Source organism: Lysinibacillus sp. CD3-6 (assembly GCF_006351725.2).
Lineage (GTDB): Bacteria > Bacillota > Bacilli > Bacillales_A > Planococcaceae > Lysinibacillus.
Window position 1 is genome coordinate 2,345,035 of the sequence record NZ_CP085880.1, and the last position, 17,772, is coordinate 2,362,806.

Genomic DNA, 17,772 nt, shown 5'->3' on the forward strand with positions numbered 1-17,772 from the left:
GCTATAAAAAATCATCATTCAACAGATAACGCCTAGCAATCCTTTTTTTGGAAAGCTGAGTGTAAGACATTAAGTTGGCGTTTATTGCTGACTGAATGAAGATAGCACCTATGACGCTGTTGTGGATTTTGTAGAGTGGTTAGTGCCGTAAACTTTAGGTAGTGGTAGTTATTTATATCCGAAAACGGACTTACACTGATCGTTTAACAAAATTCATAGAAGGCAAGACGCCATAGCGTAAACAAAAAAATATATATAACTGTCACTAGCTATTGACAGGAAATGCTATTATTATTAGGATGAGAACGTAATCAGAACATGCGTTTGTTTTTTGGAGGGGAATCTTTTGGCGAATAAACAGTCACCAAGCGTCTATAATGATGACGCCATTCAAGTATTAGAAGGATTAGAAGCGGTTCGAAAGCGACCCGGCATGTATATCGGTTCCACAGACGGCAGAGGACTTCATCACCTTGTATATGAAATCGTAGATAATGCGGTGGATGAAGCACTAGCTGGCTTTGGTTCTCATATCATTGTCACGATTCATAAAGATCAGAGCTTAAGCGTTCGAGATTTTGGACGAGGTATGCCAACAGGTATGCATAAAATGGGTAAGCCTACCCCTGAAATTATTTTCACTGTATTACATGCAGGAGGTAAATTTGGACAAGGCGGCTATAAAACAAGTGGTGGCTTACACGGTGTCGGTTCTTCAGTTGTTAATGCTTTATCGACGTTTTTAGAAGTAACAATTCATCGTGATGGTAAAAAGTATAAACAACGTTTTGAAAATGGCGGACACCCTGTAACAACGCTTGAAGAAATTGGTCAGACAAAACAAACAGGAACACTTGTGCATTTCCTACCAGATGACACGATTTTTTCAGTTACGAAATTCAATTATGATACGCTTGCAGAACGTTTACGTGAATCTGCATTTTTATTAAAAGGATTAAAAATTGAGTTAATCGATCAACGCGAGGAAGGCAAAGGTGATGTTTTCTTTTATGAAAACGGCATTGAAGCTTTCGTTGCGTATTTGAATGAGGAAAAAGATGTTCTTCACCCTGTAAAATATGTAGAAGGTGAACAAGATGATATCGAGGTTGAATTTGCCTTCCAATTTAACGATGGCTATTCAGAGACGATTTTATCGTTTGTTAACAACGTCCGTACACGTGATGGTGGCACACATGAAACAGGAGCAAAATCTGCCTTAACGCGAGTGTTCAACGAATATGCACGTAAGATTGGTCTTTTGAAAGATAAAGATAAAAACTTGGAAGGGACAGATATACGTGAAGGTTTAGCGGCAATTATTTCTGTTCGAATTCCTGAGCATTTATTACAATTTGAAGGTCAAACGAAAGGTAAGCTTGGTACGAGTGAGGCTCGTTCTGCGGTCGATAGCGTTGTTTCTGAGCAGATTTTATATGTATTAGAAGAGAACGCTGAGCTATCAGCTTCCCTTGTTCGAAAAGCGATTCGTGCACAACAAGTTCGTGAAGCGGCGCGTAAAGCGCGAGAGGATGCTCGTAACGGCAAGAAAAACAAAAAAGGTAGTACGATTCTTTCAGGAAAGCTAACACCTGCGCAATCTCGTAATGCTGCAAAAAATGAACTATATCTGGTCGAAGGTGACTCTGCGGGTGGTTCAGCAAAACAAGGGCGAGATCGTACATTCCAAGCGATTTTACCGTTACGAGGTAAAGTCATCAATACAGAAAAAGCGAAGCTCCAAGATATTATGAAAAACGAGGAGATTTCAACGATTATACATGCTATTGGTGCGGGTGTAGGAGCCGATTTCTCAGTCGAAGATTCGGCTTACGATAAAGTTGTCATTATGACCGATGCGGATACAGATGGTGCACATATTCAAGTGCTACTATTAACGTTCTTCTACCGTTATATGCGCCCATTAATTGAGGCAGGTAAAGTATTTATCGCATTACCACCGCTTTATAAAGTATCCAGAGGTACTGGTAAAAAAGAAGTTATTGAGTATGCTTGGACCGAAAACGATTTACAAAGTGCCATTAAAAAGGTCGGAAAAGGCTATATGCTGCAACGCTATAAAGGTCTTGGTGAGATGAATGCTGACCAGCTGTGGGATACAACGATGAACCCTGACACACGTACGTTAATCCGTGTAACAATTGAAGATGGAGCACGTGCAGAGCGTCGTGTAACGACGTTAATGGGCGATAAGGTAGAACCACGCCGTAAATGGATCGAAGCAAATGTAAACTTCGGTATGGAGGATGATTCAAATATTTTAGATAATGAATTCATCCAACAAGAGGAGGACCAAGCATGAGTAGTACGGAAAAGTTTCAAGATTTACCTTTAGAAGAAGTAATGGGTGACCGTTTTGGTCGCTATAGTAAATATATAATTCAAGACCGAGCGTTGCCAGATGCACGTGACGGTCTTAAACCTGTACAGCGCCGTATTTTATTTGCAATGTATACGGAAGGGAATACCAATGATAAACCTTTCCGTAAGTCAGCAAAAACGGTCGGGAATGTTATCGGTAACTACCATCCACATGGTGATAGTTCAGTATATGAAGCAATGGTGCGCATGAGTCAGGATTGGAAGGCTCGCCATATGTTAATTGAAATGCATGGTAACAACGGCTCTGTTGATGGTGACCCACCTGCTGCGATGCGTTATACAGAAGCAAGATTGTCAGCAATTGCTGCTGAGATGTTACGTGATATTGGGAAAAAAACGGTAGAGTTTGTACCGAACTTTGATGATCAGGATATGGAGCCAACTGTATTACCGTCTCGCTTCCCAAATTTGCTTGTAAATGGCTCAACAGGGATTTCTGCTGGGTATGCAACGGATATTCCCCCTCACGCGCTTAATGAGGTGTTAGATGCGGTTTTAATGCGTTTAGAGCAACCAAATTCAACTGTAGATGAGCTTATGACGGTTATTAAAGGTCCTGACTTCCCAACAGGAGGTATTATCCAAGGGGTAGATGGCATTAAAAAAGCTTATGAAACAGGGCGTGGCAAAATTATTGTCCGTGCACAAGCAACCATTGAACCGTTAAAAGGCGGGAAAGAACAAATCGTTATTACGGAATTACCGTATGATGTTAATAAGGCAAATCTTGTTAAGAAAATTGATGAACAACGTGTAGATAAACGATTGGAAGGCATTGCTGAAATCCGTGATGAATCTGATCGTACAGGATTACGCGTGGTAGTTGAGCTAAAAAAAGATGTGCCAGGACAAGGAATTTTAAATTACTTATTTAAAACTACTGACTTGCAAGTAGCCTACAATTTTAATATGATTGCTATCCATAATCGTCGTCCAACGATGATGACTTTACCACTGCTACTTGATGCGTACATAGCCCATCAAAAGGAAGTGGTGACAAACCGCTCGATTTATGATTTGCAAAAGGCGAAAGACCGTTCACATATTGTTGATGGTTTGATAAAAGCACTTTCTATTTTAGATGAAGTGATTGCGACGATCCGATCATCGAATGATAAGCGTGATGCGAAAACAAATTTACAGGTGAAGTATGACTTTACCGAAGTTCAATCTGAAGCGATCGTAAGCTTACAATTATACCGTTTAACAAATACCGATATTACAGAGCTTCGTCATGAACAAGATGAATTAAATGCATTAATTGCAAAGCTAGAAGGTATTTTACACAGTGAGGCGAAGCTTGTTCGTGTCATTAAACAAGAATTGCTCGATATTAAAAAACGTTTTTCTGAGCCACGTCGTTCGAAAATTGAGCAAGAAATTGAAGAAATTAAAATTACGTTAGATGTGCTAGTTCCAAGTGAAGAAGTGGTTGTCACAGTGACAAAAGATGGCTATATTAAGCGAACATCTACACGTTCTCACGCAGCATCCAATGGGCAAGATTTTGCCATGAAGGATTCGGATTATTTATTGTATGAGGCAACGTTAAATACACAGCATCATGTATTGCTGTTCACAAATCGTGGAAATTATATTTATCAGCCTGTGCATGAATTGCCCGATATTCGTTGGAAGGATCTTGGGCAGCATATTTCAAGTATTGTGCCAACTGGCGAAGACGAAACCATTATTGCCGTTTATGGTTTTGATACGTTTGAGCAGCCAAACACATATATATTAACGGCTACAAAAGAAGGACAGATTAAACGTTCACTATTAGCTGATTATGCAGTTACACGATATTCGAAGCCGATTAAAACGATGAATGTGAAATCGGGTGATGAAATGATACTGGCGGATATTGTTTCAGACGATGCCGAATTGTTATTAATAACAGATACTGCATATGCTATCCGCTTCCCAATTGAGGAGCTCCCTGTTACTGGTGTTAAAACTGGTGGTGTGAAGGGAATTACATTGAAAGATGGGGAAGCATTAGTTGGTGTTACTATATTAAAACCATCTGACACAGAGTATGTTGTCATTGTTACACAGCGTGGCGCGGTGAAGAAGATGAATGTCGCCGAAGTCGATATCGCGAGTCGCGCAAAACGTGGTTTAAAAGTGTTAACAGAATTAAAAGCAAATCCACATCGAATTGTTGCGGTTGTCAAGGCTAGTGATGAGGAGCAAGTTGTTGTTGAAACGGATAAGGGCGTGCAAGAAATCATTGATGTCAAAGGGTTAACGCGCGCTGACCGTCATTCAAATGGTTCCTTTAAAGTCGATATCGCGACAGATGGTGCCATTTCACATGTTGTTAAAAAGAAAAAAGAGGAATAACAAATTACTTTGCCCACGTTCATTCAAAGAGCGTGGGTTTTATTTGATTTGGGCTGTATTTTCAATAAGTGTTGCAGTTAAATAAGGCACAATTAATTTGCTCGCTTTTTTATTCAATCGGTCAAATTAATTGAATAAAAACATAAATCTAAAATTGGATACTTATGTTAAAGTTAAGTAGAGGAAGGGAAGAAATATATTTAAACGAACAGTTATAGAGTGCTCCTAGGAAAGTCACGAATCATTAATTTAAAAGCATTCGTGACTTTTTAATGTGTGTACAAACTTTAGTACAGTGGCTGTTAACTTCTAAAAAATTATCAAAAGTTTATAAGAATTATATTTTTCTACTTTAACCTTGTATTAATAATTGAAAGGGGTAAGTAGAAAATGAAAAAAATGATAAAGTGGTTTTTGATAAGCTTCTTCACAATATTGATTGTGCTTATCGGCTCTGTATTTAGCTTCCATAAGTTCAAAGAGAATAAAGAGACATCGTTATTAGAGAATAATACAGGTAAACTAATCGATTTTAACGGGAAGAAGATAAATATTTATTCTGAAGGTCAAGACGGAGAGACATTTGTATTTATGGCTGGCTCAGCAGTAGCAGCACCTATGTATGAATTAAAAAGCTTGTATCGCCATTTCTCAAAGGAAAATAAAATTGCCGTTGTGGAAAGAGCAGGATATGGGTATAGTGATGTATTTAACGACGATCGAGATATCGATGTAATAGTTGAACAAACGAGGGAAGCACTAATTAAAAGCGGCAATAAGCCCCCTTATATATTAGTACCACACTCTATTTCAGGAATCGAAGCTATCTATTGGGCGCAGAAATATCCGAAAGAAGTGAAAGTGATTGTAGCGTTAGATATCGGTTTACCTTCTCAATATATAAAACATCCTGTAGGTTTCGTAGAAAAGGCTTTTATGAAGGCAGGAACTATATTAAGTGCATTAGGATTCCAAAGATTGTTTCCGTCTTTAGCCTATAACGAAGCCGTCTTAGAGAAAGATTTTCTGACTTCAAAAGAAAAAAGTATATTTAAGGCGATTTCAAATAAACAGGGAATCAACAATGATATGGAACAGGAAATGCTACATTCCGTAACTAATAGCAAAAAGTCGACCGCATTACCTATTCCAAAAACAACACCTATTTTATTTATTGATGCTTACCTTGATAAAAATTCTGAAGCGGCGAAAGCATCACTAAAAGACTATCAGGATTTTGCAAAGAAGTTAGACGTTTCAAATGTTATTCAAATAAAAAGCAAGCATAGTATTTACTTGTACTATCCAACTGAAATCTATGAAGAAACGCAAAAGTTCTTGCAAGAGAAGGTTGGAAAAAAGTGAGGAATATACGAAAATGTTGTTTTCAATTTTACTTGTAGAAGATGATGAAATGATTGGAAGTTTATTGGAGAATATACTTCAAAAAGAAGGTTATAAAGTAATCTGGTTAAAAAATGGTGCTTCTTTATATACCGTTATTAAGCAAGTAGACATTGTTATTATGGATATTATGCTACCAGGCGAGGACGGGTATCAGATTTCCATGCGAATTAATCAGTTAGGGCATAATATTCCTATCCTATTTTTAACGGCTAGAAGTGATATTGATAGTAAATTAAGAGGGCTTGAAATTGGAGAAGATTACATGGTGAAGCCATTTGATCCGAGGGAATTATTAATACGAATAAAAAATAGATTAGCTGCTTCTTACGGAATTCACAAACAAATACAGCATTTATCCATAGATGTTACTCATAAGCGTGTTGTTAATAATCAAAATAATAAAGAAGTCGAATTTACAGCCATTGAAAAGAAATTATTCTTTTACCTCTATGAAAACGCAGATTTTATTTTATCTAAAGAACAATTTATTGATTACCTTTGGCAGCTAGAAGATCGTAATCCCAATTTAATTAATGTGTATATTAAAAAGCTCCGCAACAAGATTGCCGATACAGATGGTGTGATTATTCAAAATGTATATGGAGAAGGGTATCGTATGAATACCCGTGTCAAACAATGAAACTAAAAAAGAAATATCAACTATTGCTATTATCGGTTATATTCAGTGTTCCTTTTTCTATTGTAGTGATTAATGTAATCGTAACCGTCATATATAATTATTTTTCAAATGATACAGAAACCCAGTTTTTCGAGTCAAAAGCCTATCCAATAATGCTAGGTTTATTTATCGTCAGCTTTTTTATTTTGGCATTATTATTTTCCAAATCCATTAATTCATTAATTAAACGAATAAATGAATTAAAGCAAACCATTATGGAGTTGGCGAGTAATGACAAGAAGAGACTTCAAAAGATCTCTTACTCTAGAAATGATGAATTAGGGGATTTAACCAATGCAGTAAACCTTCTCATTGACAGGACGATATCGAAGGAAATTGAAATAATGCAACAAGAGCAAATGAAACTAGAACTTTTAACGCAGTTGCGCCATGATATTAATACGCCTTTGACAGCTATGCGCTTACAACTTTACACAATCGAAAATGATTTTTCACAACATCAGGATATTTTCAATTCTCTAAACGAACAAATAAACTATATTTCAAAATTATCCAATGAATATGACTTTGAGCGCTTATCTCGTGTTGATAATTCCTATATCATCATGGAAAAAGTAGACGTTCCAAAACTTATCAATACCATCATTTTAAAGTGGAATTTTTTATATAAAGTCAATCAAATCTCGATTGTGTTAAACGATTCCACAACGAAATTCCTTTGGAAGAGTAATGAAATTTGGTTGCACAGATTATTTGATAATATCTTCCAAAATATTTTGCGTCATGCAGCATGCGATACATTGGAAATCACTTTGCAAAAAAACTTAATTATATTTAAAGATAATGGGGTTGGGTTTAATGTGGAGGAAAAGGGCACTGGCCTAAGAATCATCGAAGATATTTGCCGAATGCTTGAACTACAGAGTACAATCCAATCTAACGAAAAAGGTACTCAAGTTACCATAAGTTATGCGCAACATTCAAACTTTTTGTAATGGCAACTCCAGAAAATTGAAAGCTTCCCAAAATTGTATTTGAGATCAACTTTATGTTTAACGTGGTAAATGCATAAATCATATAAAAATTGGGGGAGAGTACATGGATTCGGGTGCTTTTGTTTACACATTTTTCGATTGTTTTTTCGGAAGTGATATTTGTCCCAAAATATTATACTGCATAGCCTGCTACTTCAAACTCCATGCATAAAACCTTTTCTATTTGCAAAAGTCATGTCGCAGATTACTAGTATAGTCCAGTAAAAGCTCATTTTTTTCAATTACGAAAATTACTAGCTTGTCATTTTACGATACATATGGGTATAATAATCAACGAAAAGTTCATAAGTTAAGAATGTAGGGGGGCTGGAAGTTGCCAGCTGAGATTGCGTCCGTTTAGATGCTGACCCTTTGAACCTGATTTGGCTCGTACCAGCGTAGGGAACATCTATTCAAAAATAATCATTTACTATTTTTTGATACCGTTTGCAAACGTCTGGGATAACTCCCAGGCGTTTTTTGTTTAGGATTCATTATTCCACCTACAACTAGGAGTAATCAATCATAAGCACTGCAAATGGCCTTAGAATACCTTTTTTTCTGGTGTAAACATTCAATCATGAACACTTTCAAACTACTAGACTTGGAGGACACAGCATGAAAAAGTGGTTTTTCGTTCTTATTGCTGCATTAGTAACATTAGTTGGTTGTAGCGAAAAAGAGGACAAAGAAGAAACAAACTCATTAAAAAAGGTATCCGTTGTACTAGACTGGACACCTAATACAAATCATACAGGACTGTATGTGGCGAAAAAGCTGGGCTACTTTGAGGAGCAAGGCTTAGACGTGGACATTATTTTACCTGGTGATGCTGGTGCTGATCAGCTAGTTGCATCAGGCAAAGCACAGTTTGGCGTAAGCTATCAGGAAGGTATTACACAAGCACGTGTACAGGGTGTACCACTTGTATCAATTGCTGCAATTATTCAGCATAATACATCTGGCTTTGCTTCGATTGCTTCAAAGGGCATTACATCTCCTAAGGACTATGAAGGAAAAACGTATGGTGGCTGGGGAAGCCCAATAGAACAAGCTGTTTTACAATCACTTATGCAAAAAGAACAGGCGGAAATCAAAAAATTAGATATTGTTAATGCAGGAGATTTAGACTTTTTCACCATGATGCAAAAGGATATTGATTTTGCCTGGATCTATTATGCGTGGACAGGGATTGAGGCGGAGCTACGTGGGGAAACATTAAACATGCAGTATTTAACAGACTATAGTGAGCAACTTGATTATTATACACCTGTTTTAGCTACGAATGAAAAGATGATTAAGGATAATCCTGATGTGGTAAAGGCATTTGTAGCTGCAACGACAAAAGGCTATGAGTATGCCATTGAGCATTCTAGTGAAGCGGCTGATATTTTACTTGAAGCGGTACCTGACTTAGATAAAGCACTTGTGCATAAAAGTCAAGAATGGCTAGCAAATAAATATCAAGATGATGCAGCGCAATGGGGCGAACAAAAATTAGCAGTTTGGGAAAACTATGCGGAATGGATGACGAAAAACAACGTCTTAGAAGGAAAATTTGATGCAGAGCAAGCATTTACAAATGATTTCTTACCAACGAAAGGAGCAAACTAATGGCTAATTCATTAATCAGTGTACAAATTATACCGAAAACAGAAAAATATGAGGATGTCATCCCTTTCGTGGATGCGGCAATTGCAATTATCGATGCTGCAGGTGTGCGCTATGAGGTGCAGCCACTAGAAACGACTATGGAGGGCGAACTGTCTACCTTACTCCAAATTATTGAACAGATGAATCAAAAAATGATTGACTTAGGTGCTATTAATGTAATTACACAAGTAAAAATTTTATATCAGCCAACTGGCATTACAATGGGGACGTTGACGGAGAAATATCGAGGATGAAACAAGTAGTAACGAAAGGAAGGTCGATTATTTTTATCGCCTTCTTATTAGTCATCTGGGAAGTCATTATTCGTTTTGCTGAAATCCCACATTGGCTATTGCCAGCGCCGAGTGCCATTGTTATGGAGGGTATGCACTCTTACCAAACGTTTCTTCCCCATGTTTTCGCTACTATACAGCTTGCTGTGATAGGTCTTGCTATTGGTGTGCTTTGTGGCTTGAGTGTTGCGGTGTTATTACATCGCTCAAATACAATGCGGGCATTCTTATATCCGATTTTAATAGTTTCGCAAAATGTGCCAGTGCTCGTTTTAGCGCCATTATTAATTATTTGGTTTGGCTTTGGGCTGTTACCAAAGCTAATTATTATTTGTCTCGTTTGCTTTTTTCCAATCGTTATTGCGGCAATGGATGGCTTTCGTCAAACGTCACCAGAGCTTAAGCATTATTTTGCGATGATTGGTGCTACAAAACGTCAAACGTTTTGGAAATTAGAATGGCCATTTGCCTATCCATCTATATTTTCAGGTATTAAGATTGCAGCGACATATAGTGTGATGGGGGCTGTCATCGCGGAATGGCTTGGTGCGAAAAAGGGGATTGGTGTTTATATGACACTTGCTCAATCATCGTTTCGAACGGATCGTGTATTTGTAGCGATATTTGCGATAGTTTTGTTAAGTTTATTGTTATTTAGTGTTATACGTTTCGTCGAAAAGATTACTGTAAAGGGGAGAGGATTACATGCTGGACATTCAAGACATTTCTAAATCCTTTGGCGCGCTTGAAGTAGTGAAAAACCTATCCTTTACGGTAAGGGAGGGCGAATTTGTAGCGATCATTGGTCCTTCAGGTAGTGGGAAAAGTACGCTTTTTCAATTAATAGGCGGTATATCACCCTTAAATCAAGGAGCTATTTTGTTAAATGGAGAAAACATTCAGCAAAAACCAGGCACCATCGGCTACATGCCACAGCAACCTAGCTTATTACCTTGGCGGACAATTTTGGAAAATGTCACGATTGTCGAAGAATTACATCATCGACCTAATATAGAGATTGCAAGAAAGTGGTTAGAAAAGGTTGGCCTAGCTTCTTTTGAAAATGCATATCCCCATGCTTTATCGGGAGGCATGCAGCAGCGTGTATCCTTTCTGCGAGCAATCGTCAGTGAGAAACCGATATTATGCCTAGATGAGCCGTTCTCAGCTCTAGACGAGTTTACAAGACTAGAAATGCAAGCATGGTTGTTATCGATTTGGGAGGAACATAAAAAATCTATTTTGTTCGTTACACATAGTATTGAAGAAGCGTTATTTTTAGCTGATCGGATAATCGTATTAACAAAACGTCCAGCTACGATCAAGGAGGAAATCATTGTTCCGTTTGCACGACCACGCTCTGAAGAAATTCGCCATTGTGTACAATTTACTCAATTAAAACAACAACTTTTCCATTACTTAAAAGAAGAAAAGGACGATGCGTATGTTGATTGATGCACATATCCATTTAGATCAGTATAAGGAAGAAGAAGTGCCTCTACTGCTTGATGAAGCACAATATGTCATTGCAGTGAGCACGGACTTGCAATCGTGTGAGAAAACGCTGAAATTATCGAAAACCTATGCAAAGGTAAAGCCAGCATATGGTTTTCATCCTGAACAATCTTTGCCGAGTGACAGAGATAGAAAAGCTTTATTTGATTGGTTACAGCTTCATGCTAGTGACATGATTGCTGTTGGAGAGGTCGGGTTACCTTATTATCGTAGACAAGAAAAAGAGATCGATGAGAGACCTTATATTGATTTATTAGAGCAGTTTGTTAAGTTCGCAAAAGAGTTTCACAAACCGATTGTGTTACATGCTGTCTATGAGGATGCTTTAATCGCATGTGATTTACTTGAACGATATGGTGTGACAAAAGCACATTTTCATTGGTTTAAGGGAAGTGAAGAGGCGATTGTGCGTATGATACATAATGGCTATTTTATTTCGATTACACCTGATTGTGTTTATGAAGCAGAAATCCAAGCATTGATTAAAAGATATCCATTAGAACTGATGATGGTGGAAACGGATGGACCGTGGCCTTTTGAAGGGCCTTTTGATAAAAAGCTTACATCGCCCTATATGATGTCTAATACAATTGAAGTCATTGCAATGATTAAAGACTTAACAACGCAGGAAGCGGCAAAAATTGTAACAGAAAATACAAAGAAATTTTATAGTTTATAGTGATAATACAAAACAGCCACATTTAGAGAGAGTCATCGTCTCCATGTGGCTGTTTCCTATGTTTCGTTCTAATATGTTCTAATGTTGCACGCTTCGTCTTTGTCACGCGCTCATGCGTACTAAAAGGGGAAGTTTGACGTTTTTTCTCCACATCCTTACCTTGTGTACGTTTTAAATGCATACGTTTCTTTTTAGCTCTAGATAATGCCATGATAATCCCTCCATTTCACATTACCAATATATTACCGAAAAAGGGGACAAAAGTAAAACCCCGTAAGCTAATGGCCTACGAGGTTTTTTAGTCATAATATTAGTGAGATACGTCTTGTACTGAAATACCAGTGTTAGCTTTTACATCAACTTCACGGTATTTCGCGTCATCAGTTTCTTTAGATAATAAAGTTCCGATGAATCCACCAAGGAAACCGAGTGGCACAGAGATAAGTGCTGGGTTTGTTAACATAATTAACGGTTCACCAACAAAAATAGCTTTGCCTTCAACTGGATTCCAAATGTTTGGAGAAACTGCTACAAGTACTAAAGCGGAAATTAAACCTGTTAACATCGCTGTCACTGCACCAGCAGTATTAAAGCGTTTCCAATAAATTGTGTAAATAATTACTGGTAAGTTTGCAGAACCTGCAATACAGAATGCAAGCGATACTAGGAACGCAACGTTTAATGTTTGAGCACCAAGAGCAAGAAGGATTGACACGATAGAGATCGTGATAGAACCAATACGAGCCGCAAATACTTGCTCTTTTTCTGTAATTTTACCTTTTTTAATGATTTGACCATAAATATCATGTGATAGGGCAGATGCACCAGAAAGTACAAGACCTGCTACTACCGCTAAGATTGTTGCGAATGCTACCGCACAAACGAATGAGAACAGAATATCGCCACCAAGTGCTTCTGCAAGTAGTGGAGCAGCCATGTTACCAGCCGCGTTAGCAGCAATAATATCTTCTTTACCAACGAATGCAGCTGCACCGAATCCTAAGAAGATTGTTAAAACGTAGAAAATACCTACAATCCAAGTTGCCCATATTACTGAAGAACGAGCTGTTTTTGCGTCTTTTACTGTGAAGAAACGCATTAAAATATGTGGAAGACCCGCAGTACCTAATACAAGTGCGATTAACATCGAGATTGTATCAAGACCATTTGTATATTTAAGTCCTGGATTTAAGTATGCTGCACCGCTTTCAGTAGCAGTCGTCATTTCTGAGAACATTGTTGAAATACTGAAACCAAACTCTTTTAATACTAGGAACGAAATAATAACTGTACCTAACATTAATAGACAAGCTTTAATAATTTGTACCCAAGAAGTTGCAGTCATACCGCCGAATAAAACGTAAGTCGTCATCATAACACCTACGATTAATACCGCAACCCAATAGTCGATTCCTAGAAGTAATTGAATAAGTGCGCCTGCACCAACAAGTTGTGCAATCATGTAGAATAATACAATTGTAATTGTACTTAAAGCTGCTGTACCACGAACTTTAGAATTGTTAAAACGTGCTGTAATCATGTCAGCTAGTGTGAATTTACCAAGGTTACGTAATGGCTCAGCTACGATATAAAGAACCACTAAGTAAGCTACTAAATAACCGATAGAGAAGAAGAATCCATCAAATCCAAATAATGCAACGGCACCAGCAATACCTAAGAAAGAAGCTGCTGATAAGTAGTCACCAGCGATAGCTAGTCCATTTTGCCAGCCAGTTAAACCGCCGCCTGCAGTGTAAAAGTCGGTCGCAGAAGAAGTACGTTTAGATGCCCACCATGTAATAATTAATGTAAGACCAACGATTGCTACGAAGAAAAATATTGCTATTGGGCTCATAGGCGGCCACCCCCGTTTTCATATTCAGCGATAATTGCTTTCGCTTCTTTGTCAAAGCTATTTGCTTTCGCAACATATAAGTGACATAAGCACCATGTCATAATGAATAATCCTGCTGCATAAATCCATACCCAAGTAACTTCCCCAAAAGCTTTTTGGTGTAGGATTGTTGTGTAAGATGTAAGAATCGGAAGCAACAGGTAAGCTGCTAAGAAGAATACAGTGATTGACCAAAGAAATGCATTCTTCCTTTTTACAAGAGATTTAAACGATTCTTGTTTAGCAATAGCATCATAGTCTATTACAATGCTTTTGCTTGCTTGATTGTTCGCCATAAACATTCCCCATTTTGTGTTTATTTTTACTGCTTAAATACTGAATTTTGCTACTTTAGTGAATTCACATCTTAATTTTATGAGACAGTTCACAAAATTGCAATACATTTCAGAAAAATTATGGAAAAAAAATTTCCGTAAAAATAGTCTTGAAACAGAAAATATGAGACAAAGCCTAGAAATTAAAGGGTTTTGGAATATTCAGATAAATTAATAACGTATGGATATTACTAGCTTCTTGACAAAAAAACGATTGTAATAACCGAGAAAAAATGCGTTTTTTCCAGAAAAAATAAACACTATTTATCTAGTGGAAATTGGATATTTTCTTTAATTTGGAAAATAAATAGTATTGTTCGATAAGTAAAATGTTTGAATTTTTATAGTAAAAATTAAAAAGACTCGACCAAAGTCGAGTCTTTTTATTAATAATTGATGCTTCATTCCGATATAAATTTATTAATGAGAAATATCTGAAACAGATACACCTGTATTCGCTTTCACACGAATTTCTTTGTAAATCCGATCTGCTTCTGCTTGAGACACTTTGCTAGCAGAAAGAACGGAACCTAAGTAACCAGCAATAAAGCCTAATGGAATGGTAATAATTGCTGGGACTGCTAGTGGCACTAATGGCTCTCCAACAAAAATTGCAGCACCTTCTATTGGACTCCAAACATTTGGACCCATTGCGCCTAATATTAAGCAGGAAACTAAACCAGTTACCATTGCTGTAACTGCACCAGTTGAGTTGAACTTTTTCCAGTATATTGTGTATAGAATAACTGGTAGGTTAGCAGAGGCGCCAATACAGAATGCAAATGATACTAAGAAGGACACATTTAAACTTTGAGCAAACAATGCCAGAATAATAGAAACGATGGCAATCGAAATAGAGCCAGTACGAGCAGCTACAACTTGTTGTTTCTCTGTTAATTTACCATCTTTCATAATCTCACCATATATATCATGAGAAATTGCCGATGCACCTGTTAATACTAAACCAGAGACTACGGCTAAAATGGTTGCAAAAGCGACAGCACAAATGAATGACATTAATACATCTCCACCAAGGAATTCAGCTAATAGTGGTGCAGCAGTATTACCAGCCTTACTTTCTGCAATGATTTTATCAAGACCTACAAAGTGCATTGCACCAAAGCCTAAGAAAATTGTTAACGAGAAGAAAATGGCCGTAATCCAAGTTGTCCAAGATATAGAAGCACGAGCAGTTTTCGCATCTTTAACAGTAAAGAAGCGCATTAAAATATGAGGTAAACCAGACGTACCTAATACAAGTGCCATCATCATTGATACAGAGTCAATTGAGCTTGAGTACTTCATACCAGGGACTAAAAATTTGTCGCCATGATCGGCAGAAATCGTATCAAACATTTTCACTAAAGAGAAATCAAATTTCATTAGTACAAGTGTTGCTAATAGACCTGTCCCAAATAATAAAAGTCCAGCCTTAATAATTTGAACCCAAGAAGTAGCTGTCATCCCACCAAACAATACATATGTTGTCATCATTACTCCTACAATTAACACCGCAATCCAGTACTCAATTCCGAATAATAATTTAATAAGTGCACCAGCACCGACTAATTGCGCAATCATATAGAGAATAACGATAATAATTGTTCCAGTTGCAGCAACACCACGAATACGTTTTTCATTAAAGCGAGCTGTTAACATATCTGCCAACGTATAGCGTCCTAAATTACGCATTGGCTCCGCAATTACATATAATAGAACTAAATTTGCAACGACATATCCTACTGAGAAGAAGAAACCGTCAAATCCAGTTAAAGCAATAGCTCCTGAAACCCCTAAAAAAGCAGCAGCTGATAGGTAATCACCTGCAATGGCAAAACCATTTTGCCAGCCTTTCAGACCACCACCTGCTGTATAAAAATCGCTTGCAGAAGAAGTCCGTTTCGCTGCTATATACGTAACGATTAATGTTAAACCTACGATTCCTAAGAAGAAACCAACTGATACTAAATTCATTTATTTTCCACCTTTCGCTTGGTACTCTGCAAGAACTGCAGCAGCAGCTTTATCGAATGAAGCCGCTTTTTTTACATATACTGTACAAAGAACAATTGTCATGATGAAAAGTCCTGCTGAATAAATCCAAACACCCGTTATACTACCAATAATTTTTTGTTGTAGTACAGGCTGAAAAGCAAGGATTGGCAGTAAAATATAAAGAAATAAAAACCCTGCTGTAATCGAGAAAAGGAAGGTGTTTTTCTTTTTCACGAAAATGTTGAACGATTCCATAGCTTCAATTGCATTATAGTCAACTGATTGTACGTTTTTGTTCTCAGTAATGTTAGCCATCATTATTCCCCCTAAAGTTATATATTTCTGTTTTAAACGACATATTTCTTTGTTACTCGCCGTTATATTCACTTATTTTATGAGGTAGATTCTTATAATGCAATACTAAATTTTTAGTTTTTCAAATTTTTAGTTAAATTTAGATAGTCGAAATAATGTAGAAATAATAAGGTTTTAATAGAAATTTCCCGTTAGAAAGAGAATGAAATTCGTTATTAAAATAGTATATTAATAATAGCTTATTGATAATAATTTTGAATGTAGGAGAAAATTCGAACTTGAAAGAGAAATTTAATGCTTTCCTTAATATTGTATAAAATGTCAGTTATAAAGGAATAGCTAAAAAACGTTGTTATATAACAAGTGTTAAGCGTCTTGGGAAATAAGAAAATTAGTAAATAAATGTTGTGAATTTTTTTTGAAAATTTTCTGTATATAAAAAATAGAAATGGTCAATGTATACCAAAAATATACAGATTAAGAGTGGATGATATAAAGGAGGAAATGATTCAAGTTCATTATCTTGTATTTGTATTCTATTATTTATACAATAAAATACGATGATAAACTGGAGGGAAGTGTACATTTTAATGGGGAAGAAAAGGATCATACTAGTTGGGTTACTAGTATTAACCACAATTTTGGCAGCTTGCGGCAGTTATAAATTCGAACCTAAAATGAGTATTGATGTAGAAGATTTTTCATTTACGAATCAAAATAATAAGCAAGTAAGCCTTGATAGCTTAAAAGGACAGCCTTGGCTAGCAATGTTCATATTTACAAATTGTAATTCGATTTGTCCACCAATGACATATAATATGACGGATGTGCAAAAGTCATTAGAGGATGAAGGTGTGAAGAATTATCAAATAGTAGCATTTAGTGTAGATCCTGAAGTAGATACGCCAGATATTTTAAAAAATTATTTACAAACATATTCAGTTGTTAAGGATAGCAAATGGCAGCTACTAACTGGTTATGATCAAAAGTATATTGAGCAATTTGCGCGAAAATCTTTTAATTCATTAGTAAAAAATGATCCGAATTCTGATCAAGTCGTACATATGTCGAGCTTTTATTTAGTAAATGCTGACGGAGTTGTCGTGAAGGATTATGACGGCGCTACAAATGTACCTGTAGAAACAATCGTAGCAGATATGAAAGCTTTATCTAAATAAGATGAATAAACTCAGATGATGTAACAATTATCTGAGTTTATTTTAATTTTGTCTCACTATCATAAGTATACTTTTCATTGAAACT

The 17,772-nt window shown here is 36.7% G+C and carries 16 protein-coding genes and 1 riboswitch; of the genes, 11 read left to right on the plus strand and 5 right to left on the minus strand.

Going from position 1 to position 17,772, the window contains the following annotated elements:
* Positions 1 to 346 precede the first annotated feature (346 nt).
* The 10 genes from parE to FH508_RS11425 all read left to right on the plus strand — a co-directional run bounded on the left by parE (position 347) and on the right by FH508_RS11425 (position 11,970).
* Complete coding sequence (parE, locus tag FH508_RS11380) at positions 347 to 2,323, plus strand: DNA topoisomerase IV subunit B (protein WP_172771437.1); 1,977 nt, start codon at positions 347 to 349, stop codon at positions 2,321 to 2,323.
* Complete coding sequence (gene parC / locus FH508_RS11385; RefSeq protein WP_172771438.1) at positions 2,320 to 4,749, plus strand: DNA topoisomerase IV subunit A; 2,430 nt, start codon at positions 2,320 to 2,322, stop codon at positions 4,747 to 4,749. The genes parE and parC overlap by 4 nt, the downstream gene beginning before the upstream one ends.
* Before the next feature lie 390 nt (positions 4,750 to 5,139).
* On the plus strand, positions 5,140 to 6,114 hold the full coding sequence (locus FH508_RS11390; protein WP_172771439.1) for an alpha/beta fold hydrolase: 975 nt from the start codon (positions 5,140 to 5,142) through the stop codon (positions 6,112 to 6,114).
* 13 nt (positions 6,115 to 6,127) lie between these two features.
* A complete protein-coding gene (locus tag FH508_RS11395; protein ID WP_172771941.1) occupies positions 6,128 to 6,796 on the plus strand; it encodes a response regulator transcription factor in 669 nt (222 codons plus the stop codon).
* Positions 6,793 to 7,791, plus strand: a complete 999-nt coding sequence (locus FH508_RS11400; protein WP_172771440.1) for a sensor histidine kinase — start codon at positions 6,793 to 6,795, stop codon at positions 7,789 to 7,791. The genes FH508_RS11395 and FH508_RS11400 overlap by 4 nt, the downstream gene beginning before the upstream one ends.
* A 349-nt stretch (positions 7,792 to 8,140) precedes the next feature.
* A riboswitch (TPP riboswitch) is annotated at positions 8,141 to 8,252 on the plus strand.
* 196 nt (positions 8,253 to 8,448) lie between these two features.
* On the plus strand, positions 8,449 to 9,444 hold the full coding sequence (locus FH508_RS11405; RefSeq protein ID WP_172771441.1) for an ABC transporter substrate-binding protein: 996 nt from the start codon (positions 8,449 to 8,451) through the stop codon (positions 9,442 to 9,444).
* Positions 9,444 to 9,737 (plus strand): thiamine-binding protein, encoded by a 294-nt coding sequence (locus tag FH508_RS11410; protein ID WP_172771442.1) that lies wholly within the window; start codon positions 9,444 to 9,446, stop codon positions 9,735 to 9,737. The genes FH508_RS11405 and FH508_RS11410 overlap by 1 nt, the downstream gene beginning before the upstream one ends.
* Positions 9,734 to 10,507 (plus strand): ABC transporter permease, encoded by a 774-nt coding sequence (locus FH508_RS11415; protein WP_172771443.1) that lies wholly within the window; start codon positions 9,734 to 9,736, stop codon positions 10,505 to 10,507. The genes FH508_RS11410 and FH508_RS11415 overlap by 4 nt, the downstream gene beginning before the upstream one ends.
* Positions 10,482 to 11,231 (plus strand): ABC transporter ATP-binding protein, encoded by a 750-nt coding sequence (locus tag FH508_RS11420; RefSeq protein WP_172771444.1) that lies wholly within the window; start codon positions 10,482 to 10,484, stop codon positions 11,229 to 11,231. Before FH508_RS11415 ends, FH508_RS11420 begins: the two co-directional genes overlap by 26 nt.
* Positions 11,221 to 11,970, plus strand: coding sequence for a TatD family hydrolase (locus FH508_RS11425; RefSeq protein ID WP_139860349.1), 750 nt, complete (start codon positions 11,221 to 11,223; stop codon positions 11,968 to 11,970). The genes FH508_RS11420 and FH508_RS11425 overlap by 11 nt, the downstream gene beginning before the upstream one ends.
* Positions 11,971 to 11,992: 22 nt before the next feature.
* Here the strand turns inward: FH508_RS11425 and FH508_RS11430 are convergent, their stop codons facing one another.
* From FH508_RS11430 to FH508_RS11450, 5 genes are all read right to left on the minus strand, one after another.
* Entirely contained in the window at positions 11,993 to 12,181 is a 189-nt protein-coding gene (locus tag FH508_RS11430) for a hypothetical protein (RefSeq protein WP_139860343.1), read from the minus strand.
* A gap of 99 nt (positions 12,182 to 12,280) precedes the next feature.
* Entirely contained in the window at positions 12,281 to 13,825 is a 1,545-nt protein-coding gene (locus tag FH508_RS11435) for a solute symporter family protein (RefSeq protein ID WP_139860345.1), read from the minus strand.
* Positions 13,822 to 14,160, minus strand: coding sequence for a DUF485 domain-containing protein (locus FH508_RS11440; protein ID WP_172771445.1), 339 nt, complete (start codon positions 14,158 to 14,160; stop codon positions 13,822 to 13,824). The genes FH508_RS11435 and FH508_RS11440 overlap by 4 nt, the downstream gene beginning before the upstream one ends.
* A 459-nt stretch (positions 14,161 to 14,619) precedes the next feature.
* A complete protein-coding gene (locus FH508_RS11445) occupies positions 14,620 to 16,173 on the minus strand; it encodes a solute symporter family protein (protein WP_172771446.1) in 1,554 nt (517 codons plus the stop codon).
* Positions 16,174 to 16,509 carry a DUF485 domain-containing protein gene (locus FH508_RS11450; RefSeq protein WP_172771447.1) on the minus strand — a complete coding sequence of 112 codons (336 nt, stop codon included), beginning with the start codon at positions 16,507 to 16,509 and terminating at the stop codon, positions 16,174 to 16,176. It abuts the gene before it with no gap.
* 590 nt (positions 16,510 to 17,099) lie between these two features.
* On the opposite strand from FH508_RS11450, the gene FH508_RS11455 reads away from it, so the two are divergent.
* On the plus strand, positions 17,100 to 17,687 hold the full coding sequence (locus tag FH508_RS11455; protein WP_172771448.1) for an SCO family protein: 588 nt from the start codon (positions 17,100 to 17,102) through the stop codon (positions 17,685 to 17,687).
* Positions 17,688 to 17,772: the final 85 nt, after the last annotated feature.

What these genes read in the sequence shown, in the direction of transcription:
- parC (WP_172771438.1), top strand. Translation starts at nt 2,320, where the DNA reads ATGAGTAGTACGGAAAAGTTTCAAGATTTACCTTTAGAAGAAGTAATG.
- FH508_RS11390 (WP_172771439.1), top strand. Translation starts at nt 5,140, where the DNA reads ATGAAAAAAATGATAAAGTGGTTTTTGATAAGCTTCTTCACAATATTG.
- FH508_RS11395 (WP_172771941.1), top strand. Translation starts at nt 6,128, where the DNA reads ATGTTGTTTTCAATTTTACTTGTAGAAGATGATGAAATGATTGGAAGT.
- FH508_RS11400 (WP_172771440.1), top strand. Translation starts at nt 6,793, where the DNA reads ATGAAACTAAAAAAGAAATATCAACTATTGCTATTATCGGTTATATTC.
- FH508_RS11405 (WP_172771441.1), top strand. Translation starts at nt 8,449, where the DNA reads ATGAAAAAGTGGTTTTTCGTTCTTATTGCTGCATTAGTAACATTAGTT.
- FH508_RS11410 (WP_172771442.1), top strand. Translation starts at nt 9,444, where the DNA reads ATGGCTAATTCATTAATCAGTGTACAAATTATACCGAAAACAGAAAAA.
- FH508_RS11415 (WP_172771443.1), top strand. Translation starts at nt 9,734, where the DNA reads ATGAAACAAGTAGTAACGAAAGGAAGGTCGATTATTTTTATCGCCTTC.
- FH508_RS11420 (WP_172771444.1), top strand. Translation starts at nt 10,482, where the DNA reads ATGCTGGACATTCAAGACATTTCTAAATCCTTTGGCGCGCTTGAAGTA.
- FH508_RS11425 (WP_139860349.1), top strand. Translation starts at nt 11,221, where the DNA reads ATGTTGATTGATGCACATATCCATTTAGATCAGTATAAGGAAGAAGAA.
- FH508_RS11430 (WP_139860343.1), bottom strand. Translation starts at nt 12,181, where the DNA reads ATGGCATTATCTAGAGCTAAAAAGAAACGTATGCATTTAAAACGTACA.
- FH508_RS11435 (WP_139860345.1), bottom strand. Translation starts at nt 13,825, where the DNA reads ATGAGCCCAATAGCAATATTTTTCTTCGTAGCAATCGTTGGTCTTACA.
- FH508_RS11440 (WP_172771445.1), bottom strand. Translation starts at nt 14,160, where the DNA reads ATGGCGAACAATCAAGCAAGCAAAAGCATTGTAATAGACTATGATGCT.
- FH508_RS11445 (WP_172771446.1), bottom strand. Translation starts at nt 16,173, where the DNA reads ATGAATTTAGTATCAGTTGGTTTCTTCTTAGGAATCGTAGGTTTAACA.
- FH508_RS11450 (WP_172771447.1), bottom strand. Translation starts at nt 16,509, where the DNA reads ATGGCTAACATTACTGAGAACAAAAACGTACAATCAGTTGACTATAAT.
- FH508_RS11455 (WP_172771448.1), top strand. Translation starts at nt 17,100, where the DNA reads ATGGGGAAGAAAAGGATCATACTAGTTGGGTTACTAGTATTAACCACA.